Origin of the sequence: Komagataeibacter swingsii, from assembly GCF_003207895.1 — a bacterium.
Lineage (GTDB): Bacteria > Pseudomonadota > Alphaproteobacteria > Acetobacterales > Acetobacteraceae > Komagataeibacter > Komagataeibacter swingsii.
Genome location: NZ_NKUB01000005.1, coordinates 61,683 through 88,166, shown reverse-complemented (window position 1 = coordinate 88,166; position 26,484 = coordinate 61,683). Strand labels below are relative to the sequence as shown.

Sequence of the window (26,484 nt, the reverse complement as noted above, 5' to 3'; positions counted from 1 at the left end):
TCATTCCGGCCAGATACCCGACGCATGCATGGCGTTCCACCCCACCGCCAGCACGATCAGAACAAACACGATCGCCCCCATGAGCTGGAACAGTTCCTTGTAAGGCATGAATTCGGTGGCCATGGCGGCCGCCTGACTGGTCGCCACGGCGTCACTGTCGGTCGGCCCGACATGTGCCTGGGCCTCGGGCACCGGGCCGGGATCGGGAATGGCGGTGGCCGCAAGCGCCGCCTCATCTTCCTGCACGGCTTCATGCAGGGCCTCCACAGGGTGCGCCACGCCTGCGGGAACAGCGGACTGCGCGACTGTGGTCCGGTCCTGATCGGGGGTATCGGTCATTGACGCTGTACTCCTGCTTCAGCCAAGTCTGTGCCATATATCGACAGGTCGGCAAAGAACCAACCATAGGATCAGGCCATCCCGTGCCATACTACCACATGCCGCCAGAACAGGAGAGATGCATGCCAGCCCTGAAACTGACCCGCCGACACGGCCTGCTTGCCGCACTGGCTACGCTGCTGCCCGCCGGCCTGCCGGGGGTGGCGCAGGCACGCCGGCCCCTGCGTATCGGCATGATCGGGTCGGGCCATGTCGGCAGCACGCTGGGGCATCTGTGGACCCGGGCGGGGCACCAGGTCATGTTTTCCGACATCCATAAGGGGCCTGCGAAAAAACTGGCGTCGGAACTCTACCCCCTCGCGCGTGAGGGCACCCCGCAGGAAGCGGCGAAGTTTGGCGACGCCGTGGTGCTGGCGGTCCCCTATGGCGCGCTGCCCCAGCTACGGCACACCATCGGGACGATCGTGGGCACCAAGCCGCTGATCGACCCGACCAATCCCTATGGCTGGCGGGACGGGAAGATCGGGCGGCTGGCGCTGCGCAAGGGGGCGGGCATCACCACGCAGGCGCTGTTCCCGCAGGCATCGGTGGTACGGGCCTTCAATTCCGAGGACATGACCACGCTGGAGGCCGAGACATTCCGCACGCCGCCCCGCCTGGCCCTGCCCATGGCGGGCGACGTGGTGCAGGCGCTGTATGTGGCGGGCTGGCTGATCCATGACGCGGGGTTCGACCCCGTCATGGTCGGCCCGCTTTCGACGGCCATGCTGTTCCAGCCCGGCAACCCCGGATTCGAGGCCCGGATGAACGCCACCGACCTGCGCAACCTGCTGGGGGTTTCGGCCGACAATCCCGTTGACCGGAACCTGGCCGCTCAGTTCTCGGGCGGGATGTAGGCGGCCTGCCGCAGGGCAAGGCCAAACTGGATCCAGCCAATGCCCGCGGCAATCAGTTCAACCGCGACAAACGTGCCGATCAGCCACAGCCCCGACCACGGCAGCGTCACATACAGGCACACCCCCACCAGCAGGCTGATCAGGCCACCAAGCCCGATCAGCCACCAGCCCTGCAGCCCGCGCTGCTGGAACGCCATGATGATGCGCCCGATGCCGGATACGACCAGGCAGGCGGAAATGAAGATGGTGATGACCAGGGAGCCGGTGGCCGGTTCCTCCATCATCATCGTACCCGCAAGGATATACAGCGCGCCCCCCAGGATGGACATGAGGCGCCCGCTCCAGTCACGCACGACAAAGGCATGCACAAGCTGGATCGTGCCCGCGACAAACAGCAGCACCCCAAGCAGGATGGTGCTGGCCAGCGACACCGCCAGCGCATCCACCCACGCCACGATGCCCAGGCCGAACGATATGGCGCCCAGGCCGACAAACAGCCCCCAGCGCTGCGTAAATGGCGTTTCCATGCACAAAAACCCTTTATTCCTGTAATGTATTCTTCCGGTTCCCGTTTCATAACAGGCCGGCGGCACTGTGCGATACAGGCTTTTGGACACGGCGCCATGACGGACGGTGATTGACAGGACGGGCACAGTACTTCTATACGCGCCCGACTGCCGGGAACGTGGACGGTACGGCTGGTGCCCATGGGTGATTGCTCCCCGGTGCCGGTAATACGGATCGCGCCCGTCCTGTTCATGCGGAACAGGACCTACCGGTGCAACGACATGGCCATACGGTCCCGCCGCATGCCATGCAGATGAATGAAGAGAGAGCGCGCAGATGAGCAAGCGCCTTGAGAGCAAGTATAAAATCAACCGCCGCCTTGGCGTAAACCTGTGGGGCCGTGCGAAGTCCCCGGTCAACAAGCGCGAATACGGCCCCGGCCAGCACGGCCAGCGCCGCAAGCAGAAGCCCTCCGACTTCTCCGTGCAGCTGATGGCCAAGCAGAAGCTGAAGGGCTACTACGGCAACATCGGCGAAAAGCAGTTCCGCAAGTATTATGACGAGGCCGTCCGCCGCAAGGGCGATACCTCCGAAAACCTGATCGACCTGCTGGAACGCCGGCTGGACGCGGTCGTGTACCGCCTGAAGTTCGCGATCACCCCGTTCGCGGCGCGTCAGTTCATCAGCCATGGCCACATCACGGTCAACGGTCGCAAGGTCAACATCCCCTCCTTCCTGGTGCGTGATGGCGACGTGATCGAAGTCCGTGAAAAGTCCAAGCAGCTGGCGATCGTGCTGGATGCGGCGCAGAGCGGCGAACGCGACGTGCCGGAATACATGGAAGTGGACCACCGCCAGATGAAGGGGTCGTTCCTGCGCAGCCCCAAGCTGTCGGACGTGCCCTATCCGGTGCAGATGGAACCGAACCTGGTCATCGAATTCTACTCTCGCTGATCATTACCCGGAACCGGGCAGGCGTGACGCCGGGCGTGGGGGCTTTTGTCCCTGCGTCCGGCGTCCGCGTTTCTGGCCCCTGCCCGCTTCCGCCTTCCGTCCATCGGGCCAGCCGCAGGAATGGAGCAAGACCATGACCGCCACCGCCGCCGATACCCCGCTTGCCGCCGAAATTACCCGGCGGCGTACATTCGCCATCATCTCGCACCCTGATGCGGGCAAGACCACGCTGACCGAACGCATCCTGCGCGCCGGTGGCGCGATCCAGATGGCAGGCAACGTGCGGGCCAAGGGCGAGCGGCGGCGCACGCGTTCGGACTGGATGGGGATCGAGCGCGACCGTGGCATTTCCGTCGTGACCTCGGTCATGACGTTCGAATATGGCGGCTGCATCTTCAACCTGCTCGACACGCCGGGCCATGAAGACTTTTCCGAAGATACCTACCGCACGCTGACGGCGGTGGACGCCGCGGTGATGGTGATCGACGCCGCCAAGGGCATCGAGGCGCGGACGCGCAAGCTGTTCGAGATCTGCCGTCTGCGCGATATTCCCATCGTCACCTTCATCAACAAGATGGACCGCGAATCACAGGACCCGTTTGCCCTGCTGGATGAAATCTCGTCCTCGCTGGCGCTGGATGTCTCGCCGGCTACATGGCCGGTGGGGCGGGCGGCCAAATTCGTCGGCACCTACGATATCCGCCACCGCGAACTGCATGTGACCGAACCGCTGGACCAGACCGACCCGCGCATGGTGCAGTTGGGCGAGGACCTGGAACTGGTTGAGGCGGCGCTACCGGAATTCGACCTTGAAAGCTTCAATGCAGGGCACCTGACGCCGGTGTTCTTCGGCAGTGCGATGAAGGAGATCGGCGTGACCGACCTGCTGGACGCGCTGGCCGCCTTCGGCCCGCCGCCGCGCGACCAGGCGACGGAAACACGCAACGTGCGCGCCGATGAACCGGCGCTGACCGCGCTGGTGTTCAAGATCCAGGCCAACATGGACCCCAACCACCGCGACCGCATGGCCTTTGCCCGTATCTGTTCGGGCAAGCTGCAACGCGGCATGCGGCTCAAGCATGTACGCATTGGCAAGCAGTTCGCGCTGCATACGCCGCAGTTCTTCTTCGCACGTGACCGGCAACTGGCCGAGGAAGCGTTCGCGGGCGACGTGGTGGGCATTCCCAACCACGGCACGCTGCGCATTGGCGATACGCTGACCGAAGGCGAGGACCTGCGCTTTACCGGCGTGCCCTATTTCGCACCTGAGATCCTGCGCCGCGTGCGGCTGGATGACGCGATGAAGGCCAAGAAGCTGCGGCAGGCCCTGACCGAACTGGCGGAAGAAGGAGTGGTCCAGTTGTTCCGCCCGCAGGATGGCGCCCCACCCATCGTGGGCGTGGTCGGCACGCTGCAGCTTGATGTGCTGCAATCGCGGCTGAAGGGGGAATACGGGGTTGCGATCGGCTTCGAATCGACGCCCTACAACCTGGCCCGCTGGGTCACCGGCCCGCGTGACAAGCTGGAAGCCTTCTGCATGGCCAACCGTACGGCCATGGCGGATGATATTGATGGGGACCCGGTCTTCCTTGCGTCGTCAGCGTTCATGATGAAGCGCACGGCGGAAGGCAACCCGGACCTGACATTCCATGACATCAAGCAGATCGGGCAGGAAATCGCCTGACCGTGCGGGCTGGCGCAACCGGCCCGCATTACAGGCGCAGATGAGGTCTTGCCTAATCCCGCCCGTCTGTCGCATCTAGGCGCATCATGTCCGACACACAGCCCCGCCCGCACCTGCCCCGCCTGCATCTGCACGACAGCAGGACGCGCAGCACCGTTCCCTTCGTCCCGCTGGCACCCGACAACGTGCGGGTCTATTACTGTGGCCCCACGGTCTACGACCTGGCGCATATCGGCAACCTGCGCGCCATGCTCACGGCCGATGTGCTGGTGCGCCTGCTGCGCCACCTGTACCCAAACGTGACCTACGTGCGCAACATCACGGACGTGGATGACAAGATCAACGCCCGCGCCCATGCCAATGGCGAATCCATTGCCGACCTGACCGCGCGCACCATCCGCGATTTCCATGAGGACCTGGCCGCCGTGTCCATCCTGCCACCGGATGTGGAGCCGCGCGCGACCCATCATATCGGTGAAATGCAGGACATGATCCGCAGCCTGATCGAAAGCGGCCATGCCTATGAGGCCGAAGGACACGTCCTGTTCGCGGTGAACACCTACCCGTCCTATGGCGCGCTGTCGGGCCGCACGCCCGATGACCTGATCGCGGGCGCGCGGGTGGAAGTCGCCCCCTACAAGCGTGATCCGGGTGATTTCGTGCTGTGGAAGCCGTCCGATGACCAGACGCCGGGATGGGACAGCCCGTGGGGCCGGGGCCGCCCGGGCTGGCATATCGAATGTTCGGCCATGTCGCAGCGTTACCTGGGCGAAAGCTTCGATATCCATGGCGGCGGGTCGGACCTGCTGTTCCCCCATCACGAGAACGAACGCGCGCAGAGCATGTGCTGCCACCCGCATGGCCGCTTCGCCAATCACTGGGTGCATAACGCCATGCTGCTGGTGAACGGGGAGAAGATGTCGAAATCCCTCGGCAACTTCCTGACCGTGCGCGACGTGCTGCGTGATACCCCGGCGGAAGCCCTGCGCCTGCTGCTGCTGCGCGCGCAGTACCGTTCGGTGCTGAACTTTACACAGGAAGGTCTGGACGAGGCCAAGCAGATGCTTGACCGCTTCTACCGGGCATTGGAAAACCTTGATCCCATGCAGGATTCCGTGCCCGCGCCGGGCAGCGTGGTGCAGGTGCTGTGCGATGACCTGAACACACCCCGCGCCCTGGCGGAAATGCACGCGCTGGCCGATGCGGCCATGACGGGTGACAGCAGGGCCGCAGCGCAACTGAAGGCCGCGGGCAACCTGATCGGCCTGCTGCAGGACACACCGGAGGCATGGTTCCGTGGCGGGGCGAAGGTAGACCCGGCCCATGTCGAACGCCTGATCGAAGAACGGCTGGCCGCCCGCAAGGCGCGTGACTTTGCCCGCGCGGATGAAATCCGCAACGCCCTTGCCGCACAGGGTATCGTGCTGGAAGACGGGCCACAGGGCACGACATGGAGGCAAGCATGACCGGCCGCGATGGCGGGGCGGATATCGGCCCCATCGGCAACAGCCCGGTCGTGATCCTTGTCCGGCCCCAGATGGCCGAGAACATCGGCACCACGGCGCGCGCCATGGCCAATGGCGGGCTGTTCCACATGCGCATTGTCGCCCCGCGTGATGGCTGGCCACAGGAACGCGCGTGGCGCAGTGCGTCCGGTGCCGACCGTATCCTTGAATCCGCGCAGGTGTTTGACACGGTGGATGACGCGGTGGCCGACCTGCACCATGTCTTCGCCACCTGCCCGCGCCCGCGCCATATCGTCAAGCCGGTGCTGACCGCGCGCGGCGGTGCGGCCGAACTGCGCGAAATGACCGATCGCGGGCTGAAGGTCGGCCTGATGTTCGGCCCCGAACGCGCGGGGCTGGATAATGATGACATGGCGCGCGCCGATGCGCTGATCCGCTATCCGCTCAATCCTGCGTTCATGTCGCTCAACCTGGCGCAGGCGGTGATGATCATGGCGTATGAATGGTGGATGGCGGCGGACGATACGCCGCCGCGCACGCTCATGACCAACGAGACGCATGTGGCGACCCGTGGCGAGCTGGACAACTTCATGCGCCACCTGATTGCCGATCTGGATGAATGCGGTTTCCTGCGCAATGAACAGAAGCGCCCGGGCATGGTGCGCAACCTGCGGCACTTCTTCCTGCGTGGCGAGGTCACGGAACAGGAACTGCGCACGCTGCACGGCGTGGTGACGGAACTGTCGCGCGGGCGCAAGGCGCGAAAAGAGTAAAGCTTCACGGAACGCCGCCTTTTTGAAAAAAGGCGGCACCCAAAAACTTTTATGACTTCTGGACCTTCTCCATAAAAAAGCCCGGTGCGAAACCGGGCTTTTTCTTATCAGCGCGCCGCGACCTGCAGCCGGTCGGCCACGCGCGCCCGGCCCATAAGGGGCAGCAGGTCGCGCATTTCCGGCCCGCTCTCCTCCCCCGTCAGCGCAAGGCGCAACGGGTGGAACAGGGCGCGCCCCGTGCGGCCCGTGGCGTCCTTTACGGCCGTGGTCCATGTCTTCCACGTGGTTTCATCCCATGGTTCCGCAGGCAGCGACTCCAGTGTGCGCAGCAGGAAGGGACGGTCGGCCTCCTCGATTACCGGGGGGATGATCTCACCGGCCACGACATCCCACCAGTGGCGCAGTTCGCCCGCCATATCCACATTGCCCCGCACCGCCAGCCAGAAGGCTTCGGTCGCGCCTTCTGGCAGGCGGGCGCGGATGTCCTCAAACGGCATGGCGTGCATGATGCGGCGGTTCAGGCCAAGGAGCTGCCGCATGTCAAACCGCGCGGCGGAGCGCGAGACACGGCCAAGGTCATAAGTCTTGGCCAGTTCATCAAACGACAGCGGCGCCGGGTCATCCGCACTGCCCAAGCGTGCGAGATAGGACACGATGGCCGACGGTTCGACCCCGTCCTGCCGCAGCGCGCGAATCGACAGCCCGTCAAACCGCTTGGACAGCTTGCCGCCGCCCTCGTCCAGCAGCAGCGGCAGGTGCGCGAAGGTGAACTGGTTGCGCCTTGCCCCCAGTGCCTCGGCAATGTCGATCTGCACGCCGGTATTGGTCACATGGTCCTCGCCCCGGATAATGTGGGTGATGCCCAGTTCCATGTCATCCACGACGGATGCCAGCGTGTACAGCACCGTCCCGTCCGCGCGCACCAGAACGGGGTCGGAAATGGCGGGCAGCTTGACGCGCGACGGTCCCATGACCAGATCATTCCATTCCACCGTGCGATGGTCGGACAGCCTGAAGCGCCAGTATGGCACCTTGCCATTGGCTTCGGCCTGCGCGCGCTGCTGGGGCGTCATGCGCAGCATGGCGCGGTCATAGACCGGCGGCTTGCGCATGCGGATGCGGGCCTCGCGCTTGGACGCCAGTTCCTGCTCACTCTCGAAGCACGGATACAGCCGCCCGCTGGCCTTCAGCTTTTCAATGGCCAGTGCGTAACGGTCCAGCCGGTCCGACTGGCGCACGAATTCGTCCCAGCCAATGCCAAGCCAGCGCAGGTCGTCCTGCAGGGCCTGCACGTATTCCTCTTTCGAGCGACCGCGATCGGTATCGTCAATGCGCAACAGGAATCTGGCCTTGTGGCGGCGGGCGAACAGGGCATTGGCAATGGCCTGACGCGCATTGCCGACATGGATCAGCCCGGTCGGGCTGGGCGCAAAACGGAGTTTCATGCCCCCTATATGCGGCGATTACGCCCCGAATGCCAGAGAACACATGCGCAATACGGTGTGGAATACGCCAGCCCTACAAGGTTGGGCCGGTACACGCCCGACCTGCAGGAGACTGCCCACATCATACCGGGCGCATCGGGGCAATTTTTCCAGGCGGGCTACAGGGAACGCCGCCTTTTTGGAAAAAGGCGGCACCCAAAAACTTTAGGGGCTGGCATAGGTAAGCCAACAGAGGCTTGATATGTCGCATGAAAGTACGTCGTCGCAGCAGGCTGCCTGTCAGCATCCAAAAACGCCTTCTGGAGCACTTCGTCGCGGGCACGCCCGCCCGGAGTGCTGCCGAACTTGTCGGCGTCAATCGCAATACAGCGACCCTGTATTACCGCAAATTGCGAGAGATCATCGCGGAACAGATTGCTCATGAGGCACCGGTCTCAGGTGAAATCGAAGTCGATGAGAGCTATTTCGGTGGACATCGCAAAGGAAAACGGGGCCGGGGCGCTGCCGGGAAAGTGGCTGTCTTTGGCCTGCTGAAACGGCATGGCCGCGTCCATGCCGTCATGATCCCCAATGCCGGGCACCAGACGCTGATGTCGATCATTCGAAGAAAAGTGCAGCCGGATTCAATCGTCTACAGCGATTCCTGGCACGCTTACGACAAGCTGGATGTCTCGGAATTTCATCATGAACGCATCGACCACAGCAGGCATCTTGCCCTGGGCAGAAATCATATAAACGGCATCGAGAATTTCTGGAGCCAGGCAAAACGGCATCTGCGGCGATACAATGGAATACCACGCAAGGACTTCCATCTCTTCCTGGCCGAGTGCGAGTGGCGCTTCAACATCCGCTCGCCGGCAAAACTCCTGAAAATCCTCACTCAATGGGCTAAACTGCCCGCGTGAACCGTCCCAAACAATGCTTACCTATGCCAGCCCCAAACTTTTATATCTTTAGGGATTCAGGGGCGTTCTTATGCCTCGTCATCCCCATCACCGCCACGGCGGGGGTCGAACGCGCGCCAGTCACGTTCCATCGGACTTGCGGCATGGGCCGCGAAATCGTCCAGTTCGTTGGCCGAACGCCATCCCTGATCGCCCGCTTCCAGCACTTCCGCGTCCTCGCCAAAGGAAAACCATGCCTTGAGGATATCGGCCGCCGACAGGCCGGGCATGCGGCAGCGTTCGATGCTGTCACGCACATAGGCGCGCGCAAAGGCATTGGCCTGGATCAGGTCGGGAAAGCCGCCGACTTCCTCGACAATATTGTCCTCGGCACCGCCTGACAGATCCAGAATCCGCACGCGCCAGCCCCCTTCGGGGGCAAAAATGGTTTCCGACAAGTTGAAGCCTTTCGTTATGCGTCCCAGCGCGGGACGTGACCTGCGGCCTAGCGGTTGCGCATGTGGCGCAGCAGGAACTCACGCCCCGCCTTGACCCGTGGCACATCGTCATAGGCCACGATATCGGCCGTGGCATAGGTTTCCGACCAGCGGTCGGGGATGAACGATCCGGTGCCGATCACATCGACCGGGGCATGGGCATCGGCCATGCTGAGGCATTTTTCCACGCTGAACCCCGATGACGCGATGATGCGCACATGCGCGAACCCGGCCTCGTCCAGCGCCTCACGCATGCGCCAGATGGCGGCGGCGGAAACCCCTGTGCCCACAAGGTAGCGCAGTTCCTTGTCCGAGCGGTACCGCCGGATGCTGCCCGGCGTGTGGCGTTCCAGCACGTCATAGGATGATTGCGGGTCCAGCCCCTCCAGAAAGCGGCCACCATGCGTATCCAGACGCACGGCCAGCCGCCCGGTTGCGGCAAGGTCCGGGAAATGGCGGCAGACTTCCAGCGCGTCCGTCACCTCGCGCCCAAAATAATCCACCAGCACCACAAGGTCCATCTCCGGATAGACTTCATGAAACATCTCGGCCGCCCGCAGGGTGGACCCGGCATAGCCCACCAACGCGTGCGGCATGGTGCCCAGCCCCTTCGTGGTGCCGAAATAATGCGCCGTCGCGTCATTGGCGCCGCCGATAAAGCCCAGCGCCCCTTCCTTCTGGGCGGCATGGCTGCCGACGGAGGCGGCATAGGCCATCTGTTCCTGCATGCCAAAGCCCGCGCAGTGCCGTGCCTCCATCGCCATGAAGCGCACATGCGGCAGCGCCATGGCCATCTGGTAGGCATTGTGGGCGGCGACACAGGCCGGGCCAAGGCGCTGGAGCACCAGCGTCTCCAGCACCGCAAGCTGCGCGAACGACCCGGTCACATAGGCCAGCGGTTCGCCCGCGCCCACCCATGTCCCCTCGGGGAACATGAGGTCGCGTTCAATGGCGATCCCGCGTTCGGCGGCGACGGCGCGCAGCCAGTCCACCATCAGCCGGGGCGCGGACACGACGGGGCGGCGCAGGAAGACGGCGTATGTCACCTTCCTGTCCCCAAAGTGTTCGACAATGGCACGCGTGCGGTTGAAATACGCATCGGTGCGGGCGGCGATCACGTCACGTTCCACCGCGCCCGCACCCCGGCCTGCCTTCTCACCATGGGTCATAGCCCCTCCAATCCCCCCGATACGGGCGGGACTAGCGTGTCCCGCCCTGCGTGCGATGCATCCGCGTCTTCAGTTCCTCAGACAGGCGGAACGCCATTTCCAGCGACTGTTCCGCATTCAGGCGCGGATCGCAGAAGGTCTCATAGCGTTCACCCAGATCGGCTTCCGTCAAGCGGTGGGCACCGCCGATGCACTCGGTCACGTTCTGGCCGGTCATCTCGAAATGCACGCCGCCGGGATGGGCGCCGGCGGCCTCGAACACGTCGAAAAAGCCATGAATCTCCGACAGGATGGCATCGAACGACCGCGTCTTGACGCCCGTCGAGGTCGAGCTGGTATTGCCATGCATGGGGTCGCACAACCATGTGACCGTCCGCCCCGTGGCCATCACTTTCTCAAGCAGCGGCGGCAGGTAGTCACGCACCTTGCCCGCCCCCATGCGCGAGATGAGCGAAATGCGCCCGGCTTCATCGCTGGGGTTGAGGATATCGAGCAACTGCTCCAGGTCCTCGATGGTCGTGGTGGGGCCGACCTTGATCCCGATGGGGTTGCGCACCCCGCGCAGGAACTCGACATGCGCGCCATCGGGCTGGCGGGTGCGGTCGCCGATCCATACGAAATGGGCCGAGCAGTCATACCATTCGCCCGATGTCGAATCGATGCGGGTCAGCGCCTGCTCGTACGGCAGCAGCAGGGCCTCGTGCGAGGTATAGAACTCGGTCTCGTCAATCTGGGGCGTGGTGGCCGCCGTCAGGCCGCACGCGCCCATGAAGTCCAGCGTTTCGCCAATGCGTTCGGCCAGCAGCCCGTAACGCTGCGCCAGCGGCGAGCGTTCGACGAAGCCCAGGTTCCAGCGATGCACCTCATGCAGGTTGGCGTATCCGCCGCTGGCGAAGGCGCGCAGCAGGTTCATGGTGCCGACGGACTGGAAGTAGCCGGTTTCCATGCGCCTGGGATCGGGAATGCGCGCGGCTTCGCTAAAGTCCGAACCATTGATGATGTCACCGCGATACGACGGCAGCGTCACGCCATCCTTCGTCTCGTTATCGGACGAACGCGGCTTGGCGTACTGGCCGGCCATGCGCCCGATCTTGATGACGGGCACCTTCGCGCCAAAGGTCAGCACCACGGCCATCTGCAGCAGCACGCGGAAGGTGTCGCGCACGATATCGGCGGTGAATTCGCTGAAGCTTTCGGCGCAGGCGCCGCCCTGCAGCACGAAGGCCTGCCCCGTGGCGGCCTTGGCCAGATGGGCGCGCAGGCGACGGGCTTCCCCCGCGAAGACCAGCGGGGGGTAGCGGCGCAGGCGCGCCTCCACGCCTTCCAGGGCGGTCTCGTCGGGATATCGCGGCATCTGCCGCGCCGGAAACGACCGCCAGCTCTCCGGCGTCCAGGCCTGCCGGGAAGAACTGTTGTGGCTGTGCGTCGCACTCATGGGTCGGATCCTAATTCCTCTTGATACAAGACAGTCCCCGCCGCCCGTGGCGGAAGGGCAGTCTTTATGTCGAAAAAAGCCCCGCATGGCAAAGCCTGTTCTGGCCCGCCCCCCGGTGGCGACACCACCGGCGGGGGATCAATGTTGCATTGACGCCACAAACCAACGCGATCCATACAGTTGCAGGTCGCATTACAGTCATGCTTCCCCCATATGTAAAAGCAGCATGGTTGGGCTGCCAGACCACGGCTTCCCCTGACGGGGCATGGTTGGCATGGTGCCCCCTCTGGTAAAAGGATTACGGATCATGGCCACCACACGTGGGAAATTCATAACCGCCCTGGCAGCCGGGCTGTGCCTGTTCAGCGTGACGGCCATGGCCGCGCCCGACAACAGTGACGACAGCAACAGCCAGAACGAGGACAAGATGACCGTTCATGGCCAGCGCAACCACCTGCCGCCCGGCTATGAGGAAGCGCCGTCCATGGAACTGAACCACGGTCCCGACCCCGACCATCTGGAACACGTGCATCGTGATTCGGTCACCGGCACGGACCTGTCACGCTTCGGCACTGCATACCAGAGCAGCGGGATCAATGGCGATGGCCAGCTTGGCGATTCGACCGGCAATGGCTGGGTAGCGCCCCGCTAAAAACGGCTTCAGGGATAATAAAAGTTTCCGGGTGTCGCCTTTTTTTAAAAAGGCGGCGTCCCTTGGGGCTTTTTTTGATGTCCGGGATATTGCAACCGTTGCCGGGAGCCGGCCGACAACGATTTTTTGCATGGGCTGTATCAGACCGGGTGATGCGGCGTGACCCGCGTGCGGGTGCGCATGGTCACGAATTCCTCCGCCGAGGAGGGATGGATGCCGATGGTCCGGTCCCAGTCCCCCTTCTTCAGCCCCGCCGTCACGGCAATGGCCAGGCCCTGCATGATTTCCGGCGCGTCATCGCCCAGCATGTGCGCGCCCACCACCACCTGGCTGGCCTGATCCACCACCAGCTTCATGAAGGTGCGCTGCTGGCGGCCACTGAGCGTGTTGCGCATGGGGCGGAAGCGGCTGACATATACATCCACGTCGTCCTTATGCGCGGCCTCGGCTTCCGTCAGGCCGACACTGGCCAGGGCGGGGGTAAAGAACACCGCCTTGGGCGTCGTGCCGTAGGACCACTCGCGCGCCGGTGCGCGGCCAAACAGGCGGTCGGCCAGGTTATGCCCCTCCGCAATGGCCACGGGGGTCAGGTTCAGCCGGTTGGTCACGTCGCCAATCGCATAGATGCCGGGCACGGTTGTCTGGCTGCCTTCATCGACAATGATGCGCCCGTTCTCCTCCATCGCCACGCCAAGCTGGGTCAGGCCAAGGCCGGTGACCTTGGGGTGGCGGCCGGTGGCGAAGAAAACGCAGTCGGTTTCGATCCGGGTGCCGTTATCAAGGGTGACGGCAAGGCTGCCATCCCCGTTCTTTTCAATTCCAGTAGGCGATGCGCTGACATGCTGGCGGATGCCGCGCAGGTCGATGGCGTCATGCAGGGCGTGGCGCAGGTCGCCATCAAAGCCACGTAGCGGCTGCTGCTGGCGGTAGACCAGATCGACTTCCGAGCCGAGTCCACGGAATATCCCCGCGAACTCCACGCCGATATAGCCGCCGCCCACCATGCATACCCGCTGCGGGCGCTGTTTCAGGTGAAAGGCCTGATCGGAGGAAATGGCGTATTCCGCACCGGGAATTTTCGGGGCTGTCGGTGTGGACCCCACGGCTATGACGATCCGCGCGGCAGTCACGCGACGGGGCGCTTCATGCGGGGCCAGCGGGGACGGGTCGATGCGCAGGGTATGCGCGTCCTCGATGGTGGCATGGCCGGTGAACAGCGCCACCCCCGCCTTTTCCAGCATCGAGACATACAGGCCGTTCAGGCGCGTGATCTCCCGGTCCTTGGCTTCAATCAGCGCGGCCCAGTCATGCTGTCCGCGCTTCGTGTTCCAGCCGAAACCGTGGCTGTCATCCACCCAGTCGCCATACTCGCTGGCCTGGACCATCAGTTTCTTGGGTACGCAGCCAAGGTTGACGCAGGTGCCGCCCCAGTGGCGGCTTTCCGCCACGGCCACGCGCGCCCCATGGCTGGAGGCGATGCGCGCGCACCGCACGCCGCCCGAACCCGCGCCAATTACAAACAGATCGAAGTCATAACTCATGCCGGTTGTGCATCCTGCTTCCGGCCGGAAGGACGGCGCGCAGCCTGCGTCATTCCGGCAATCCCCGCCCGGACGCGGGGCGGGACCAATAAAAAAGCCCCGGCCATGTTTTCACTGGCCGGGGCTGGGGCGGGATCAGCGTTCAGCGAACGCCTTTTCCACCACATAGGCGCCGGGGTTGGAGTTGTTCCCCTCGTCAAAGCCACGGTCCTGCAGCATCTTTTCCGTATCGGCCAGCATTTCCGGCGACCCGCAGATCATGACGCGGTCATGTTCGGGGTCCAGTTCGGGGATGTTCAGGTCCCTGAAGATCTTGCCCGTTTCGATCAGCTTGGTAATACGGTCGGTGACGGCGAATTCCTCACGCGTCACGGCCGGGTAGTACAGCAGCTTGCCCTTCACGTCCTCGCCCAGGAACTCATGTTCGGGCAGTTCGTGGCGGATGTGGTTGGAATAGGCCAGCTCACCCGAAATCCGCACCGTGTGGCTCAGGATCACGTGGTCGTAGCGTTCGTAGCATTCCGGGTCCTTGATCAGGCTCATGAAGGGCGCAAGCCCCGTGCCGGTGGACAGGAAATACAGGTTGCGGCCCGGACGCAGGTTGTCCAGCAGCAGGGTGCCCACGGGCTTGCGGCCGATCAGCACCTTGTCGCCCACCTTCACATGGCGCAGGCGCGAGGTCAGCGGGCCATCGGGCACCGCGATCGACAGGAATTCGAGGTGGTCCTCGTAATTCGCGCTGGCGATGCTGTAGGCGCGCAGCAGGGGCTTGCCCTCGACCTCGATGCCGATCATCGTGAACTGGCCGTTCTCGAAGCGCAGCGCCGGGTCGCGCGTGGTGGTGAAGCTGAACAGCCGGTCGGTCCAGTGGTGGACCGACAGCACGGTTTCCGCATTCAGGTGGCTGTATTCCTTGGTCGGTTCGGCCAGGTGGAACACGCCTTCCTGCCCCGCGACCGGGGCAAGGCCGGTAAGCATGGTCTCGGTGGTTGGCATAATCAACGTATCTGACATCTGGTTATCATTCTCCCGGCTGGATATGACGCAGACACAGGATTCCCTGAAACATGCGCCCGGCCACAGCTACATAACTAAGGCGGGCATGTTTAGGCCATCCACAGCGTGGAATTCCAGCACAAAACTAACATATCACGCGCCATGGGGAACGGATCTGGCGCATGATGTCCGTTCCGGGGCGCGCTTGTCACGCCACACGCGTACGATATGGCGTTCTATTCAATGATTTCGGGCATGGATGCAAGTACGGAGTCCATTGTCGTCAGCGCGCGGATGACGCACATAGTCAGGTATGACTCCTGAATTCCCTGACCGGGCCGCCCCTGCCCTGCTGGCGCTGGACGCGGCGATCGCCGCCACCGGCCTGCATGTTGAAACCCGCGAGCGCCCGAAGCTGGAGCGCGTGATCGCCCGCATGCTGCCCCCCGGCGCGGCGCGCATAGATGATGCCGCGTTCCGCGCGGCCCTGTGCACCGTCCGGCGCAAGCCGTGGGGATCGCGGCTCATGGACCTGACCCGCCGCGCGGGGCAGGTGTGGGTGACGCGCGCGGATACGGAAGCCGCCGCCGCAGGCGTGGACGACCCCGAACCCGATGATGCCCGCCTGCTGTCGGCCCTGGCCCCCGTGCTGCGCGAAAAGCTGCGCGCGCAGGGCGATACGCCGCACGCGGTGGTGGAAAATGTCCGCGCCGACCTGTTTGACGGCACTGGCCGCATGCTGGCGCCGGCCGAACTGCGCACCCTTGCCATGGCGGTGGCCGATGCCTTCGCCCTGCCGGACGCGGATGCCTTCGCCACCGGGCTGGAACGCGAGGACGCAAGCCGCAAGGACCGCGACACCCGGATCGAGGATACGGCGCGCGCGCGCAGGCGCGAGGAAGTGCTGCGCCTGCGCGAATGGGAAAAGAGCCTTGTCCCCTTCAGCGACGTGCCCGGCCTGCTGCGCTGTTCGCACCGCGAGGCCCTGCGCTGGATCGCGGAAAACCGCCTGCCCGTCGCCCGCCGCGTGCCGCAGGCGGATGGGCAGGAACGGTGGGAATTCGACCCCGCCGAACTCATGGCCCTGCGCCAGCAGTTGCCCCAGTGGCGCAGGGAGGGGCAGGAAACCCCGTCCCGCACGCCGCTGGCCCCCGACCTTGGCAACCGCCGCGTAGGCAACGCCGTCATCGCACAGGTCGCGGCCCTTGACCGCTACGCCGCCCATTTCCGCACCGCGCGCGCGCTCAAGCGCCGCATCACGCTGGTTACGGGACCGACCAACAGCGGCAAGTCGCACACGGCGCTTGATGCGCTGGCGCGGGCCGAAAGCGGGCTGGCGCTGGCGCCGCTGCGGCTGCTGGCCCATGAATTCCGCGAGTCGCTGATCGCACGCGGCGTACCGACATCGCTGGCCACGGGGGAGGAACGCATCGACGTGCCCGGCAGCCGCCACCTGGCCGCCACGGTGGAGATGTGCCCGCTGAACAACCCGGTCGATGTCGCGATCATTGACGAAGCCCAGATGCTGACCGACCCCGACCGGGGCGCGGCATGGACGGCGGCCATCATGGGTGCGCCCGCGCGGCACCTGTTCGTGCTGGGGGCGCCCGACTGCATCCCCATGGTCAGGCGCATTGCCGAACTGTGCGGCGACCCGGTGGATGAAATCCGGCTGGAACGCAAAAGCCCGCTGGTCGCCGCCGAACGCGCGGTCAGCCTGCACGAGTTGCAGAAGCACGATGCGCTGATCGCCTTCTCCCGGCGCGAGGTGCTGGACCTGCGCGCCCTGCTGCTGGCGCAGGGCAAGCGGGTGGCGGTGGTGTACGGCGCGCTCAGCCCCGAAGTCCGCCGGGCGGAAGCCCAGCGTTTCAATGATGGCGACGCCGACATCCTGATCGCGACCGACGCCATCGGCATGGGGCTGAACCTGACCATCCGCCGGGTGGTCTTTGCCGCCCTGCGCAAATATGACGGCAACCAGACGCGCGACCTCAACCCGCAGGAAGTCAAGCAGATCGGCGGCCGCGCCGGGCGTTACGGCAAGCATGAAAAGGGCGTGGTGGCCGTGCTGGAAGGTGTCGGCAGCCCGTCCTTCATCCATGCCATGCTGGCCGCCCCCCCGCAGCCGATCGAGGACATGCGCCCGCAGGTGCAGCCCGATGCGGATATCGTTCAGGCCGTCGCGGCCGAGATCGGGTCCGACAGCCTGTTTGGCGTGCTGGTGCGCATCCGCCGTGCGGTGCTGCGCCGTGATGACCCCAATTACCGTCTGGCCAACATGGAACAGGCCTTTGCCATCGCCACCGCACTGGAAGGGGTTGCGGACCTGACGCTGGCCCAGCGCTGGGTCTACGCCATGTGTCCGGTGGATGACCGTGACAATGGCATCCAGCGCCTCGTGCACTGGGCGGCGGACCATGCGGCGGGCAACGCCGTGCCGCCACCGGGCACGGGCCGCCTGCCACCGCCCGAACGGGCCGAGCGCACGGAACTGGAACGCGCCGAAAAACGCCACAAGCGGCTGGTGGCCTGGCGGTGGCTGGCGCTGCGCTTCCCCGAAGCGTACGTCAACCGTGAGGAAGCCGAGGCCACGACCGCCCGCCTCAATGACTGGATTGAGGACGTGTTGCGCCAGCAGAGCGTCCGCGCCCGCGCGCCCGGTGCCTCCCCCTTCAGCCCGGACAACCGCGCCAACCCGCCCGGCCGCCGCAACCGCGATGGCGGCGGCCCGCCTAAGGGCAGGCGCCCCCACCGCAAGGGGCGCTGACTGAAGAACAGAAGTTTCCGGGTGCCGCCTTTTTTCAAAAAGGCGGCGTTCTTCGAAGCTTTTTGAAAAAAGCTTCACCAAAAACTTTTCTACGGTTTGCGGACGACCTCGATGCCACCCATGTAGGGCCGCAGCACATCGGGCACCGTAATGCTGCCGTCCTCGTTCTGGTAGTTCTCCATCACCGCAATCAGCGTGCGGCCCACGGCCAGGCCGGAACCGTTAAGCGTATGGACAAAGGCGGGCTTGCCATCTGCCGCCCGGTAACGGGCATTCATGCGCCGGGCCTGGAAATCGCGCGTGGTGGAGCACGACGAGATCTCGCGCCACGCCTTCTGCCCCGGCAGCCAGGCCTCAAGGTCAAACGTCTTTGCCGCGCCAAAGCCGGTATCGCCCGCGCATAGCAGCATGCGGCGATAGGGAATGCCCAGCTTTTCCAGCACCATTTCCGCGCAGCGGGTCATGCGTTCGTGCTCGGTGTCGCTTTCCTCCGGCGTGGTGATGGACACCATCTCCACCTTCTGGAACTGGTGCTGGCGCAGCATGCCGCGCGTGTCGCGGCCCGCGGCCCCGGCCTCGCTACGAAAACATGACGACAGGGCGACAAGGCGGCGGGGCAGCGCATCGCCTGCTACGATCTGGCCTGCGACGCTGGCGGTCAGCGGCACCTCCGCCGTGGGGATCAGCCAGCGGCCATCCTCGGTGCGGAAGGACTGGTCGGCAAATTTGGGCAGCTTGTCGGTGCCGTACATCGCCTCGTTATTGACCAGCACGGGCACGGCCGTCTCGGTGTAGCCGTTTTCACCCGTATGCAGGTCCAGCATGAACTGGCCCAGCGCACGCTCCATGCGCGCAAGCTGGCCACGCAGCACCACGAAACGCGCGCCCGACAGGCGGGACGCGGTCTCGAAATCCATCATGCCCAGCGCTTCACCAAGCTCGAAATGCTCACGCGGGGCAAAGGCGAATTCACGTGGCGTGCCGCTCTGGTGCACCTGCACGTTGGCATTTTCATCCGCGCCCGGGGGCACGCTTTCATCCAGACGGTTGGGCAGGCGTTCCAGCATGCCACGGATCTGGCCATCCAGATCATCGGCGCGGGCCTGCAGTTCTTCCATGCGGGCCTTGGCGCCGGCCACCTCGGCTTCCAGCGCCGAACTGTCCGCGCCGGATTTGCGCATGGCCCCGATTTCCCTGGAAATCTGCTTCCGGCGGGCCTGCAGTTCCTGCAATGCGGTTTCAGCGGCGCGGCGGTCATGGTCCAGCAGCAGCAGTGCGTGCGCCACGGCAGGCTCGCCCCGCCGCTTCAGGTCGGCGTCAAAACCGTCGGGATCGGCGCGAAGGGCGCGCAGGTCGTGCATCAGGGGGTCTCCTCGGTGTCTTCAGGCGGTCTGCGCGGCTCGACAAGGCGGGCGCAGAAAATGGAAATCTCGTACAGCCCGATCAGCGGCACGGCCAGTCCGGTCTGGGTAATCACGTCGGGCGGCGTCAGGATGGCGGCGGCCACGAACGCGCCGACATAGGCATAGCGCCGCACGCGCGCCAGCCCCTTTGACGTGACCAGCCCCACCCGCGCCATGAGTGTCAGCACCACCGGCAGCTCAAACGCCATGCCGAACGCCAGGATCAGCTTCATGACCAGTGTCAGGTATTCCGACACCTTGGCCTGCAGTTCGATCTGCAATCCGTCCTGCCCGTCCGCCGTCTGGAACGACAGGAAGAACTTCCACGCGGCGGGGAAGATGAAGTAATACGCCAGCGCCGCCCCCATGGCGAACATGATGGGCGTTGCCACCAGAAACGGTGCGAAGGCCCGTTTTTCGCTGCGGTACAGCCCCGGTGCGATGAAGATCCACGCCTGCACCGCCATCATGGGGAACGACAGGCAGGCCGCGCCGAAAAAGGCGACCTTCATGTAGGTGAAGAAGGCTTCGTACAGCGCGGTATAGATCAGGTGCGGCTGTTCCCCCTTCTGGCGCATGATGTCGCCCAGCGGCCTGGCCAGGAAGAAATAGATCTGTTCCGAATAATAGTAACAGACGGCAAAGCACACCATGAACGTCACGATGGACCACAACAACCTGCGCCGCAGTTCCACCAGATGTTCCAGCAGCGGCATGGGCTGGTCGTTGATCGAATCCTGGTTCAGGGTTTCGTCTCCTGCATCCATCGCGTTCTTATTCCCGCCCATCGGCTGTAACGGAGACACGCTGCCCCCGGTGAATGACCCTGACCGGCGGCAGGAAGGCCGGGGGCGTCAGGCTTGGCAGTTCCGCCGCGATGCGGCGTGCGATACGCGGCGGCAGGAAGTCGGGCGCGCTGGCCAGTACCGCCTCATCCGCCTCATCCGCCTCTTTCGGCGCGGTGGCGGACAGCGGCGGGATATAATGGCGCGATGGCACCTGCTGTTCCGGCAGCGCGTCACCGGCCACCGGCGCGGCCGGACGGGTGGCGGGGGCGTCCGCCGTCAGCGTGGCGGGATCGAGCGAGCGGCGCAGCGTGCCATCCCCGTCAATCGCCTTCATCAGCTTGTCGCGCACGTTCAGCCGCTTGAGCTGGCCAAGCTGGTCACGCGCCTCCGTCAGGTCCGCCTCCCGCACCATTTCATCCACATGGGACTGGAATTCGGTGGCAAGGCCGCGCGCCTTCTTGATCAGCCCGGTCACCGTGCGGATGGCGACGGGCATGTCCTTTGGCCCGATCAGCAGCAGGCCCACCACCCCGATCAGGGCAAATTCAGACCACGCGAAATCGAACATGACCACCTATCCTTCCCACCACGCACGCGCGGCTTCACATTTCGTCCGTGCACGCCCTGCACACCTATCACGACGCGGGCGGGTCAGGAACCTCGTCCGGCGCATCGGGCGGCATGGCGGTATCGGGCACATCAACCAGCAGTTCCTCCCGCCGGGGCAGGTCACCAAGGTCCTTCAGCCCGAAATGCCGCAGGAACCCCGATGACGTGCCCCACAGGATCGGCCGCCCCGGTACTTCCTTACGGCCCAGCGGCATGATCAGTTCCGCCTCAAGCAAAGTATCCAGCACCTGCTGGCTCAGGCTGACGCCACGGATTTCCTCGATCTCGGCACGGGTGCAGGGCTGGTGATAGGCAATGATCGCCAGCGTTTCCATGGTTGAACGCGCAAGCCTGCGCGGGCGCGGCATGACGCGGGTCAGGCGCGGGGCCAGGTCGGGCGCGGTGCGGAACTGCCAGCCGCCGGCCACCTCCACCAGCACGACGCCGCGCCCCGCGTACTGCGCCGCAAGCGCGGCCAGGGTGGCGGTGACATAGGCATCCCGGTCGGCGGTATCATGCGGTATGCCGCCCTGCCCGCCCAGCACTTCGCCAATGGCGCGGGTGCTGAGCGGGTCGGCGCGGGCGAAGATCAGGGCTTCGACCAGACGGAGCGAAAAATCCCGTACCTCGACCATTGCCACATCCGCATCCTTTCCGGGTAACAGCCCGGGCTGTTGCGTTTCGTCCATTACGCCATGTCCCCTTCCGGTTCCGTCCCGGCATTGTCCGGCCGCACCGTGCGTTCACGCAGCCATATGCGGCCAAACTGCTGCGCCTGCTGGAGTTCGATCGCCCCGCTGCGCGCCATCTCCAGCCCGGCCAGCAGCGTGCCCGCCACGGCGGCGCGGCGTCCGGTCCGGATCATTGTTTCCGTCATGTCGGCCTGTGGCGGCAGGTCGGGGACGAACCCGTCCAGCCCGCACCAGTCCGCCTTCAGCTCAGGCGTGCCCAGCATGCGACGCAGCCGCGCCAGCGCGTCCTGCACCGTCCAGAACTGCAGCACGCGCGGCTGGTAGACGGATTTGCGCGCCCGTCGGCGCATGGCCGCCATATACCCGCGCATAAGCTGCGGCACATCGACCGCAAGGCCCGAGCGGTCGATTGCCACAAGGTTTTCCGCCTGCCCGCGCTCGAACACGTCCAGACCCAGTTGCGGGCGCGCGGCCAGCCAGCGGCCAAGCTGGACCATGCGCTCCAGTTCCAGCAGGCGTTCGTGCAGCAGGCTGGCCGCCTCCTCCGCATCGGTGGCCTGTTCATCATCCTCGGGCAGCAGCAGGCGGGACTTGAGCCACGCCAGCCACGCCGCCATCACCAGCCAGTCCGCCGCCTGTTCCAGCCGCACGTCATCCGCCGCGCGCACCACGGCCAGGTACTGATCCACCAGTTGCAGGATGGAAATGCGCCACAGATCCACCTTCTGCGCCCGCGCCAGCTCCAGCAGCAGGTCCATCGGCCCGTCAAACCCGTCCAGATGCACGATCGGGGCGTTGGTGGACGCGGATGGGCCGGGCGGGGCGTCAGCCCCGCTCACCGTCCCCTCCGCAGCACGGGCGCGCGGGCCATGGCGGGATCAGGGACGGACCAGTTCGCAGGCCTGGCCTTTCGCCTTGGCCTTTTCACACAGGCTGACCGCCTGTGCCTTCGCCAGTCCCTTCACGCGCAGGCGATAGAAGGTCTTGCCGCCGCGTTCCGCCTTCACCACGGTAGGCTGGTATGACCCGAACACATCGGGATGGCGCGCACTCAGGCGGGTCCAGCTTTTCAGCGCCGCTTCCTGCGAATCAAGGGCGGCAAGCTGCACGCCATACGCCCCCGTTCCGGCACCGGGCGTACGCGGTACGGGCGGTGGCAACGGGGCGGCCTGCGGTTCGGGGGCTTCCGCCCGCGCCGGGGCGGCGGGCTGGGGCGCGGGCGGGCTGGCGGACGTATCCGCCGCCGGTGGCGTGGCGGGGGGGACCGCTGGCGCCGCCTGTGCCGGGGCGGGTGCGGGTTCCCCATCACCCGCCGCCTGTCCGTACTGGCGGGCCATGGCGTCGGGCTGCGGCTGTTCGGGCGGCGGGGACAGGCGCATCACGCCGCCATCGGCGGGCATGCCGTCGCCCGCGCCCAGGATCTGCATGCCGCCCGGATCGGCGGGCTTGACGCGCACCGGGCCGGGCGGCGGCCCCAGGATGGGAATCCCGCCCTGATGGTGCCCGAACAGCGACCATCCGCCAATCGCCACCACCAGCACGCCGCCAAGGCCCGCCGCGCCATAGACCAGCCTGCGCGTAAGGGGATCATCACCCAGCAGGTTGCTGCCCGCCACGCGCGCCATGAGCGCGTGGATGTCAAAACCACCCCGTCGGCCCCGGCGGGAGGTGGCCGAACCGATGTCATCCGCCGGTTCCATGGGTTTACGGCTGTTCAGGTCGGGATTGGAATCGGCCCCCATGCGCTCCCGCCCCGGGCCTGCGGGCGCGGAATAGGGGTCGGGCGCCGGCGGGTTGTCGCCCCTGCCATCAGGGGGGACATTGGGGGATGTGTTGTCAGGGCTCATCGCATCTCCTCGACCGGCTGTACGCCGAGCACTTTCATCCCCGATCGCAGCACGGTTGCCGTGGCCTCGACAAGGGCAAGCTTCATGCGGGTTGCGGCAATATCATCTTCCTGCAGGAAACGCAGGGTCGCATCGTCACGGCCCCGGTTCCACAGCGCATGGAAATCCGACGCCAGTTCATTGAGGTAGAAGGCGATCCGGTGCGGTTCATGGGCGCTGGCCGCCGATTCGACCATGCGCGGCCACTGCGCCATGCGCTGCAGCAGCGCCAGTTCCGCATCAGCCGTCAGGCCCGACAGGTCCACGCCCGCCAGTTCCGCAGGCGTGATCCCGCCGGGAATCCTGCCGTCATTGACCATTTCCGCCGCCGAACGCAGCACGGAGCAGCAGCGCGCATGGGCGTACTGCACGTAGAATACCGGGTTGTCCCGGCTCTGCGCCACGACCTGGTCCAGGTCGAATTCCATCTGCGCGTCGGCCTTGCGGGTCAGCATGGTAAAGCGCACGGCGTCGCGCCCGACCTCGTCAATCAGGTCGCGCAGGGTGACGAAGGTGCCCGCGCGCTTGGACATGCGCACCGGCTGCCCGTCGCGCACGATGCGCACGATCTGGCACAACAGCACGTCCAGCACCGGCTTCCCGTCGGTCGCCAGCGCCGCGACCGCCGCCTTCATGCGCGTGACATAGCCGCCGTGGTCGGCTCCCCATACATCCACCAGCACGTCAGCGCCCCGGCGGATCTTGTCGGCATGGTAGCCGATGTCGTTGGCGAAATAGGTGTTCGACCCGTCGGACTTGCGCAGCGGACGGTCCACGTCATCGCCAAATTCGGTGGCGCGGAACAGCGTCTGCGGCCGGGCTTCCCAGTCATCGGGCAGCTTGCCCTTGGGCGGTTCCAGCACGCCTTCGTAGATCAGGCCCTTTTTGTCCAGTGCCGCTATGGCGCGGTCGGTTTCCCCATCGGCCAGGATCTTCGCCTCGCTGGTGAAGACATCATGATGCACGCCAAGGGCCGCCAGGTCCTCGCGGATCATGGCCATCATGGTATCGACCGTCTCCCGCTTCACCGTATCCAGCCATACGGCGGGATCAGCCGGCTTCAGGCCGGGGGCGGCGAGCCTGTCGCCATGTTCACGGGCCAGCGCCGCGCCCACCGGCACCAGGTAGTCGCCACCGTACTGGATCTTGCCACCGGGCACGACAGCAGCGAATTCCGCCTCGGTCACGGTGGTGCCCAGCGCCTGCAGGTAGCGCCAGTAGGCCGCCCATGCCAGCGCGATGACCTGCGCGCCGGCGTCGTTGATATAATATTCCTTCGTGACCGCGTAACCCGCCTTGATCAGCAGGTTGGCCAGCACGTCGCCCACCACGGCCCCACGGCAATGGCCGACATGCATCGGGCCGGTGGGGTTGGCGGACACGTATTCCACATTCACCTTCACCCCGTTGCCCGCGGTGCTGGTGCCGTAATCCTCACCGGATGCCAGCACGCTGCGTGCAACATCCTGCCACACGGCGGGCGCCAGGCGCATGTTGACGAAGCCGGGGCCGGCCACTTCCGCATGCGCGATACCGGGCGCATCCGCCAGCGCCGTTACCAGTTCGGCCGCGATTTCAGCCGGGCGGCGCCGGGCGGCCTTGGACACGACCAGCGCCGCGTTGGTCGCAAGGTCGCCATGGGCCGGGTCGCGCGTGGGCGTGACCTCAACCCGGTCCAGCAGCGCAGGCGGCAGGTCGGGCACGATCCGGTCCAGTGCGGCGCGCACATGCGTAAGGTAACGGACGAACAGACTGTCAGACATGCGGCACGGTTTCCCAACAAAAACGGTCAATGGGCCATCTGGCCCGGCAGGACGGGCCTGCCGTGACAGCGGCACGGCAGGCAGTCGGATAAATGCGATGGGCGTGTTTCACCCCGGCGAGGACAGGTCCGTCAACCGTCGATATTCCTCCATCGCGCAGCGATCGGTCATACCGGCAATATAATCCGCCACCACGCGGCATGCACCTGCCCTGTCGCCCCCATCATGGGCGGCCAGCGCAGGCTCACGCGCGCCATCGGGCAGCAGTGTGAGGTTTTCCGACAGGATGGTGAAGATCGATTCGACCGTCAGCCGCGCCTTGCGCGTCATGCGGTTGACGCGCCAGTGCCGGTACAGCCGCGCGTACAGGAATTTGCGGATTTCCAGGTTGGCGGCGGCGATATCCGGGCTGTACGCCACCACGGGACGGGCGGCATGGCGGATGTCATCGGAACATTGCGGGGCAAGGCGTTCAAGGTTGCGCTGCGTCTGCCCGATCAGGTCCATGGCCAGCGTGTTGATGACCCGGCGGATGGTTTCATGGCGCAGGCGGGGGTCGTCATTGCCGGCCTGACAGCCGCTGAGGCACTGGGCCTTGCGGGCATCCGCCAGCGCTTCGCGCACCACGGGCAGGGTTTCCAGTTCCCCGATATGCAGCAGGCCCGCGCGCAGGCCGTCATCAAGGTCGTGGGCGTGGTAGGCGATATCATCCGACAGGGCCGCGACCTGCGCTTCCGCTGCGGCATAGCTGCCCAGTTCCAGCCCATGCCGGGCCGCGTAATCGGCCACATAGGGCGTGGGGTGGTCCACCGGCCCGTTATGCTTGGCCAGCCCTTCGAGCATTTCCCATGTCAGGTTCAGGCCGTCAAAGGCGAAATACCGCCGTTCCAGCAGCGTCACCAGCCGCAGGGACTGCGTATTGTGGTCGAAACCGCCCCATGGCTTCATGGCCGCCGACAGCGCTTCCTCCCCCGCATGGCCAAAGGGGGTGTGGCCAAGGTCATGCGCCAGGGCCAGACCTTCGGTCAGGTCTTCCTCCAGCCCCAGCCTGCGCGCGATGGACCGGGCGACCTGGGCCACTTCCAGCGAATGGGTCAGCCGGGTGCGGAAAAAATCCCCTTCGTGGTTGAGGAATACCTGCGTCTTGTACTGCAGCGTGCGAAACCCCGCCGAATGCAGCACCCGGTCACGGTCACGCTGCCATGGGCTGCGGGTCGGGGCCTCGGCTTCGGGATAGAGCCTGCCACGGGCCGTGGCGGTCTGGACAGCATAGGGTGCAGTGCTCATATAGGATCAGGATCCAGCCATGGATGGAACGGCACGTGATGATACCGCCCC

24 protein-coding genes are annotated in these 26,484 nt (G+C 65.3%); 8 read left to right on the top strand and 16 right to left on the bottom strand.

Annotated elements, in window-relative coordinates; all coding sequences use genetic code 11:
• Positions 1-339, bottom strand: a complete 339-nt coding sequence (locus tag CFR76_RS06110; RefSeq protein ID WP_110556328.1) for a hypothetical protein — start codon at positions 337-339, stop codon at positions 1-3.
• Positions 340-461: 122 nt separating this feature from the next.
• On the opposite strand from CFR76_RS06110, the gene CFR76_RS06105 reads away from it, so the two are divergent.
• Entirely contained in the window at positions 462-1,235 is a 774-nt protein-coding gene (locus CFR76_RS06105) for an NADPH-dependent F420 reductase (RefSeq protein WP_110556327.1), read from the top strand.
• On the opposite strand, the gene CFR76_RS06100 is transcribed toward CFR76_RS06105, so the two are convergent.
• Positions 1,214-1,762: an HdeD family acid-resistance protein gene (locus tag CFR76_RS06100; protein ID WP_110556326.1), complete on the bottom strand. Its 549-nt coding sequence runs from the start codon at positions 1,760-1,762 to the stop codon at positions 1,214-1,216. The genes CFR76_RS06105 and CFR76_RS06100 overlap by 22 nt on opposite strands.
• Positions 1,763-2,078: 316 nt before the next feature.
• Between CFR76_RS06100 and rpsD the strand changes: the two genes are divergently transcribed.
• From rpsD to CFR76_RS06080, 4 genes are all read left to right on the top strand, one after another.
• Positions 2,079-2,696, top strand: a complete 618-nt coding sequence (gene rpsD / locus CFR76_RS06095) for a 30S ribosomal protein S4 (RefSeq protein ID WP_025437534.1) — start codon at positions 2,079-2,081, stop codon at positions 2,694-2,696.
• A gap of 133 nt (positions 2,697-2,829) precedes the next feature.
• Positions 2,830-4,380, top strand: a complete 1,551-nt coding sequence (gene prfC, locus CFR76_RS06090; RefSeq protein ID WP_110556325.1) for a peptide chain release factor 3 — start codon at positions 2,830-2,832, stop codon at positions 4,378-4,380.
• Positions 4,381-4,466: 86 nt separating this feature from the next.
• Positions 4,467-5,846 (top strand): cysteine--tRNA ligase, encoded by a 1,380-nt coding sequence (gene cysS / locus CFR76_RS06085; protein ID WP_110556324.1) that lies wholly within the window; start codon positions 4,467-4,469, stop codon positions 5,844-5,846.
• Positions 5,843-6,619: an RNA methyltransferase gene (locus tag CFR76_RS06080; RefSeq protein ID WP_025437531.1), complete on the top strand. Its 777-nt coding sequence runs from the start codon at positions 5,843-5,845 to the stop codon at positions 6,617-6,619. Before cysS ends, CFR76_RS06080 begins: the two co-directional genes overlap by 4 nt.
• Positions 6,620-6,726: 107 nt before the next feature.
• Here CFR76_RS06080 and gltX read toward each other — a convergent pair whose 3' ends face one another.
• Positions 6,727-8,064: a glutamate--tRNA ligase gene (gene gltX / locus CFR76_RS06075; RefSeq protein ID WP_110556322.1), complete on the bottom strand. Its 1,338-nt coding sequence runs from the start codon at positions 8,062-8,064 to the stop codon at positions 6,727-6,729.
• Between the two features lie 248 nt (positions 8,065-8,312).
• Here gltX and CFR76_RS06070 point away from each other — a divergent pair, with 248 nt between their 5' ends.
• Positions 8,313-8,969, top strand: coding sequence for an IS1595 family transposase (locus CFR76_RS06070; RefSeq protein WP_110556321.1), 657 nt, complete (start codon positions 8,313-8,315; stop codon positions 8,967-8,969).
• A 68-nt stretch (positions 8,970-9,037) separates the two neighbouring features.
• Here the strand turns inward: CFR76_RS06070 and CFR76_RS06065 are convergent, their stop codons facing one another.
• From CFR76_RS06065 to CFR76_RS06055, 3 genes are read right to left on the bottom strand one after another with little or no spacing between them, the layout of a single operon-like run.
• Positions 9,038-9,406 carry a hypothetical protein gene (locus CFR76_RS06065; RefSeq protein WP_110556320.1) on the bottom strand — a complete coding sequence of 123 codons (369 nt, stop codon included), beginning with the start codon at positions 9,404-9,406 and terminating at the stop codon, positions 9,038-9,040.
• A gap of 47 nt (positions 9,407-9,453) precedes the next feature.
• A complete protein-coding gene (locus CFR76_RS06060; RefSeq protein ID WP_110556319.1) occupies positions 9,454-10,614 on the bottom strand; it encodes a beta/alpha barrel domain-containing protein in 1,161 nt (386 codons plus the stop codon).
• 31 nt (positions 10,615-10,645) lie between these two features.
• Positions 10,646-12,049, bottom strand: a complete 1,404-nt coding sequence (locus tag CFR76_RS06055; protein ID WP_110556318.1) for a class II 3-deoxy-7-phosphoheptulonate synthase — start codon at positions 12,047-12,049, stop codon at positions 10,646-10,648.
• Between the two features lie 307 nt (positions 12,050-12,356).
• On the opposite strand from CFR76_RS06055, the gene CFR76_RS06050 reads away from it, so the two are divergent.
• Positions 12,357-12,701, top strand: coding sequence for a hypothetical protein (locus CFR76_RS06050; RefSeq protein ID WP_110556317.1), 345 nt, complete (start codon positions 12,357-12,359; stop codon positions 12,699-12,701).
• Positions 12,702-12,841: 140 nt separating this feature from the next.
• On the opposite strand, the gene gorA is transcribed toward CFR76_RS06050, so the two are convergent.
• Positions 12,842-14,242: a glutathione-disulfide reductase gene (gene gorA, locus CFR76_RS06045; protein WP_110556316.1), complete on the bottom strand. Its 1,401-nt coding sequence runs from the start codon at positions 14,240-14,242 to the stop codon at positions 12,842-12,844.
• Positions 14,243-14,377: 135 nt separating this feature from the next.
• The gene (locus CFR76_RS06040) at positions 14,378-15,256 is read right to left on the bottom strand and encodes a ferredoxin--NADP reductase (RefSeq protein ID WP_025437524.1); all 879 of its coding nucleotides are present in this window, start codon (positions 15,254-15,256) and stop codon (positions 14,378-14,380) included.
• A gap of 295 nt (positions 15,257-15,551) precedes the next feature.
• Here CFR76_RS06040 and CFR76_RS06035 point away from each other — a divergent pair, with 295 nt between their 5' ends.
• Positions 15,552-18,005, top strand: a complete 2,454-nt coding sequence (locus tag CFR76_RS06035) for a helicase-related protein (protein ID WP_110556315.1) — start codon at positions 15,552-15,554, stop codon at positions 18,003-18,005.
• A gap of 89 nt (positions 18,006-18,094) precedes the next feature.
• Here the strand turns inward: CFR76_RS06035 and serS are convergent, their stop codons facing one another.
• From serS to CFR76_RS05995, 8 genes are all read right to left on the bottom strand, one after another.
• Positions 18,095-19,366, bottom strand: a complete 1,272-nt coding sequence (gene serS, locus CFR76_RS06030) for a serine--tRNA ligase (protein ID WP_110556314.1) — start codon at positions 19,364-19,366, stop codon at positions 18,095-18,097.
• Positions 19,366-20,175, bottom strand: a complete 810-nt coding sequence (tatC, locus tag CFR76_RS06025) for a twin-arginine translocase subunit TatC (protein ID WP_110556391.1) — start codon at positions 20,173-20,175, stop codon at positions 19,366-19,368. The genes serS and tatC overlap by 1 nt, the downstream gene beginning before the upstream one ends.
• 7 nt (positions 20,176-20,182) lie before the next feature.
• Positions 20,183-20,764, bottom strand: coding sequence for a Sec-independent protein translocase protein TatB (gene tatB, locus CFR76_RS06020; RefSeq protein WP_110556313.1), 582 nt, complete (start codon positions 20,762-20,764; stop codon positions 20,183-20,185).
• 67 nt (positions 20,765-20,831) lie between these two features.
• The gene (gene scpB / locus CFR76_RS06015) at positions 20,832-21,494 is read right to left on the bottom strand and encodes an SMC-Scp complex subunit ScpB (RefSeq protein ID WP_110556312.1); all 663 of its coding nucleotides are present in this window, start codon (positions 21,492-21,494) and stop codon (positions 20,832-20,834) included.
• Positions 21,494-22,336: a segregation and condensation protein A gene (locus tag CFR76_RS06010; protein WP_110556311.1), complete on the bottom strand. Its 843-nt coding sequence runs from the start codon at positions 22,334-22,336 to the stop codon at positions 21,494-21,496. The genes scpB and CFR76_RS06010 overlap by 1 nt, the downstream gene beginning before the upstream one ends.
• A 39-nt stretch (positions 22,337-22,375) precedes the next feature.
• Complete coding sequence (locus CFR76_RS06005; RefSeq protein ID WP_110556310.1) at positions 22,376-23,344, bottom strand: SPOR domain-containing protein; 969 nt, start codon at positions 23,342-23,344, stop codon at positions 22,376-22,378.
• Positions 23,341-25,146: an arginine--tRNA ligase gene (gene argS / locus CFR76_RS06000; RefSeq protein WP_110556390.1), complete on the bottom strand. Its 1,806-nt coding sequence runs from the start codon at positions 25,144-25,146 to the stop codon at positions 23,341-23,343. The genes CFR76_RS06005 and argS overlap by 4 nt, the downstream gene beginning before the upstream one ends.
• 108 nt (positions 25,147-25,254) lie before the next feature.
• Positions 25,255-26,433, bottom strand: coding sequence for a deoxyguanosinetriphosphate triphosphohydrolase (locus CFR76_RS05995; RefSeq protein WP_110556309.1), 1,179 nt, complete (start codon positions 26,431-26,433; stop codon positions 25,255-25,257).
• Positions 26,434-26,484: the final 51 nt, after the last annotated feature.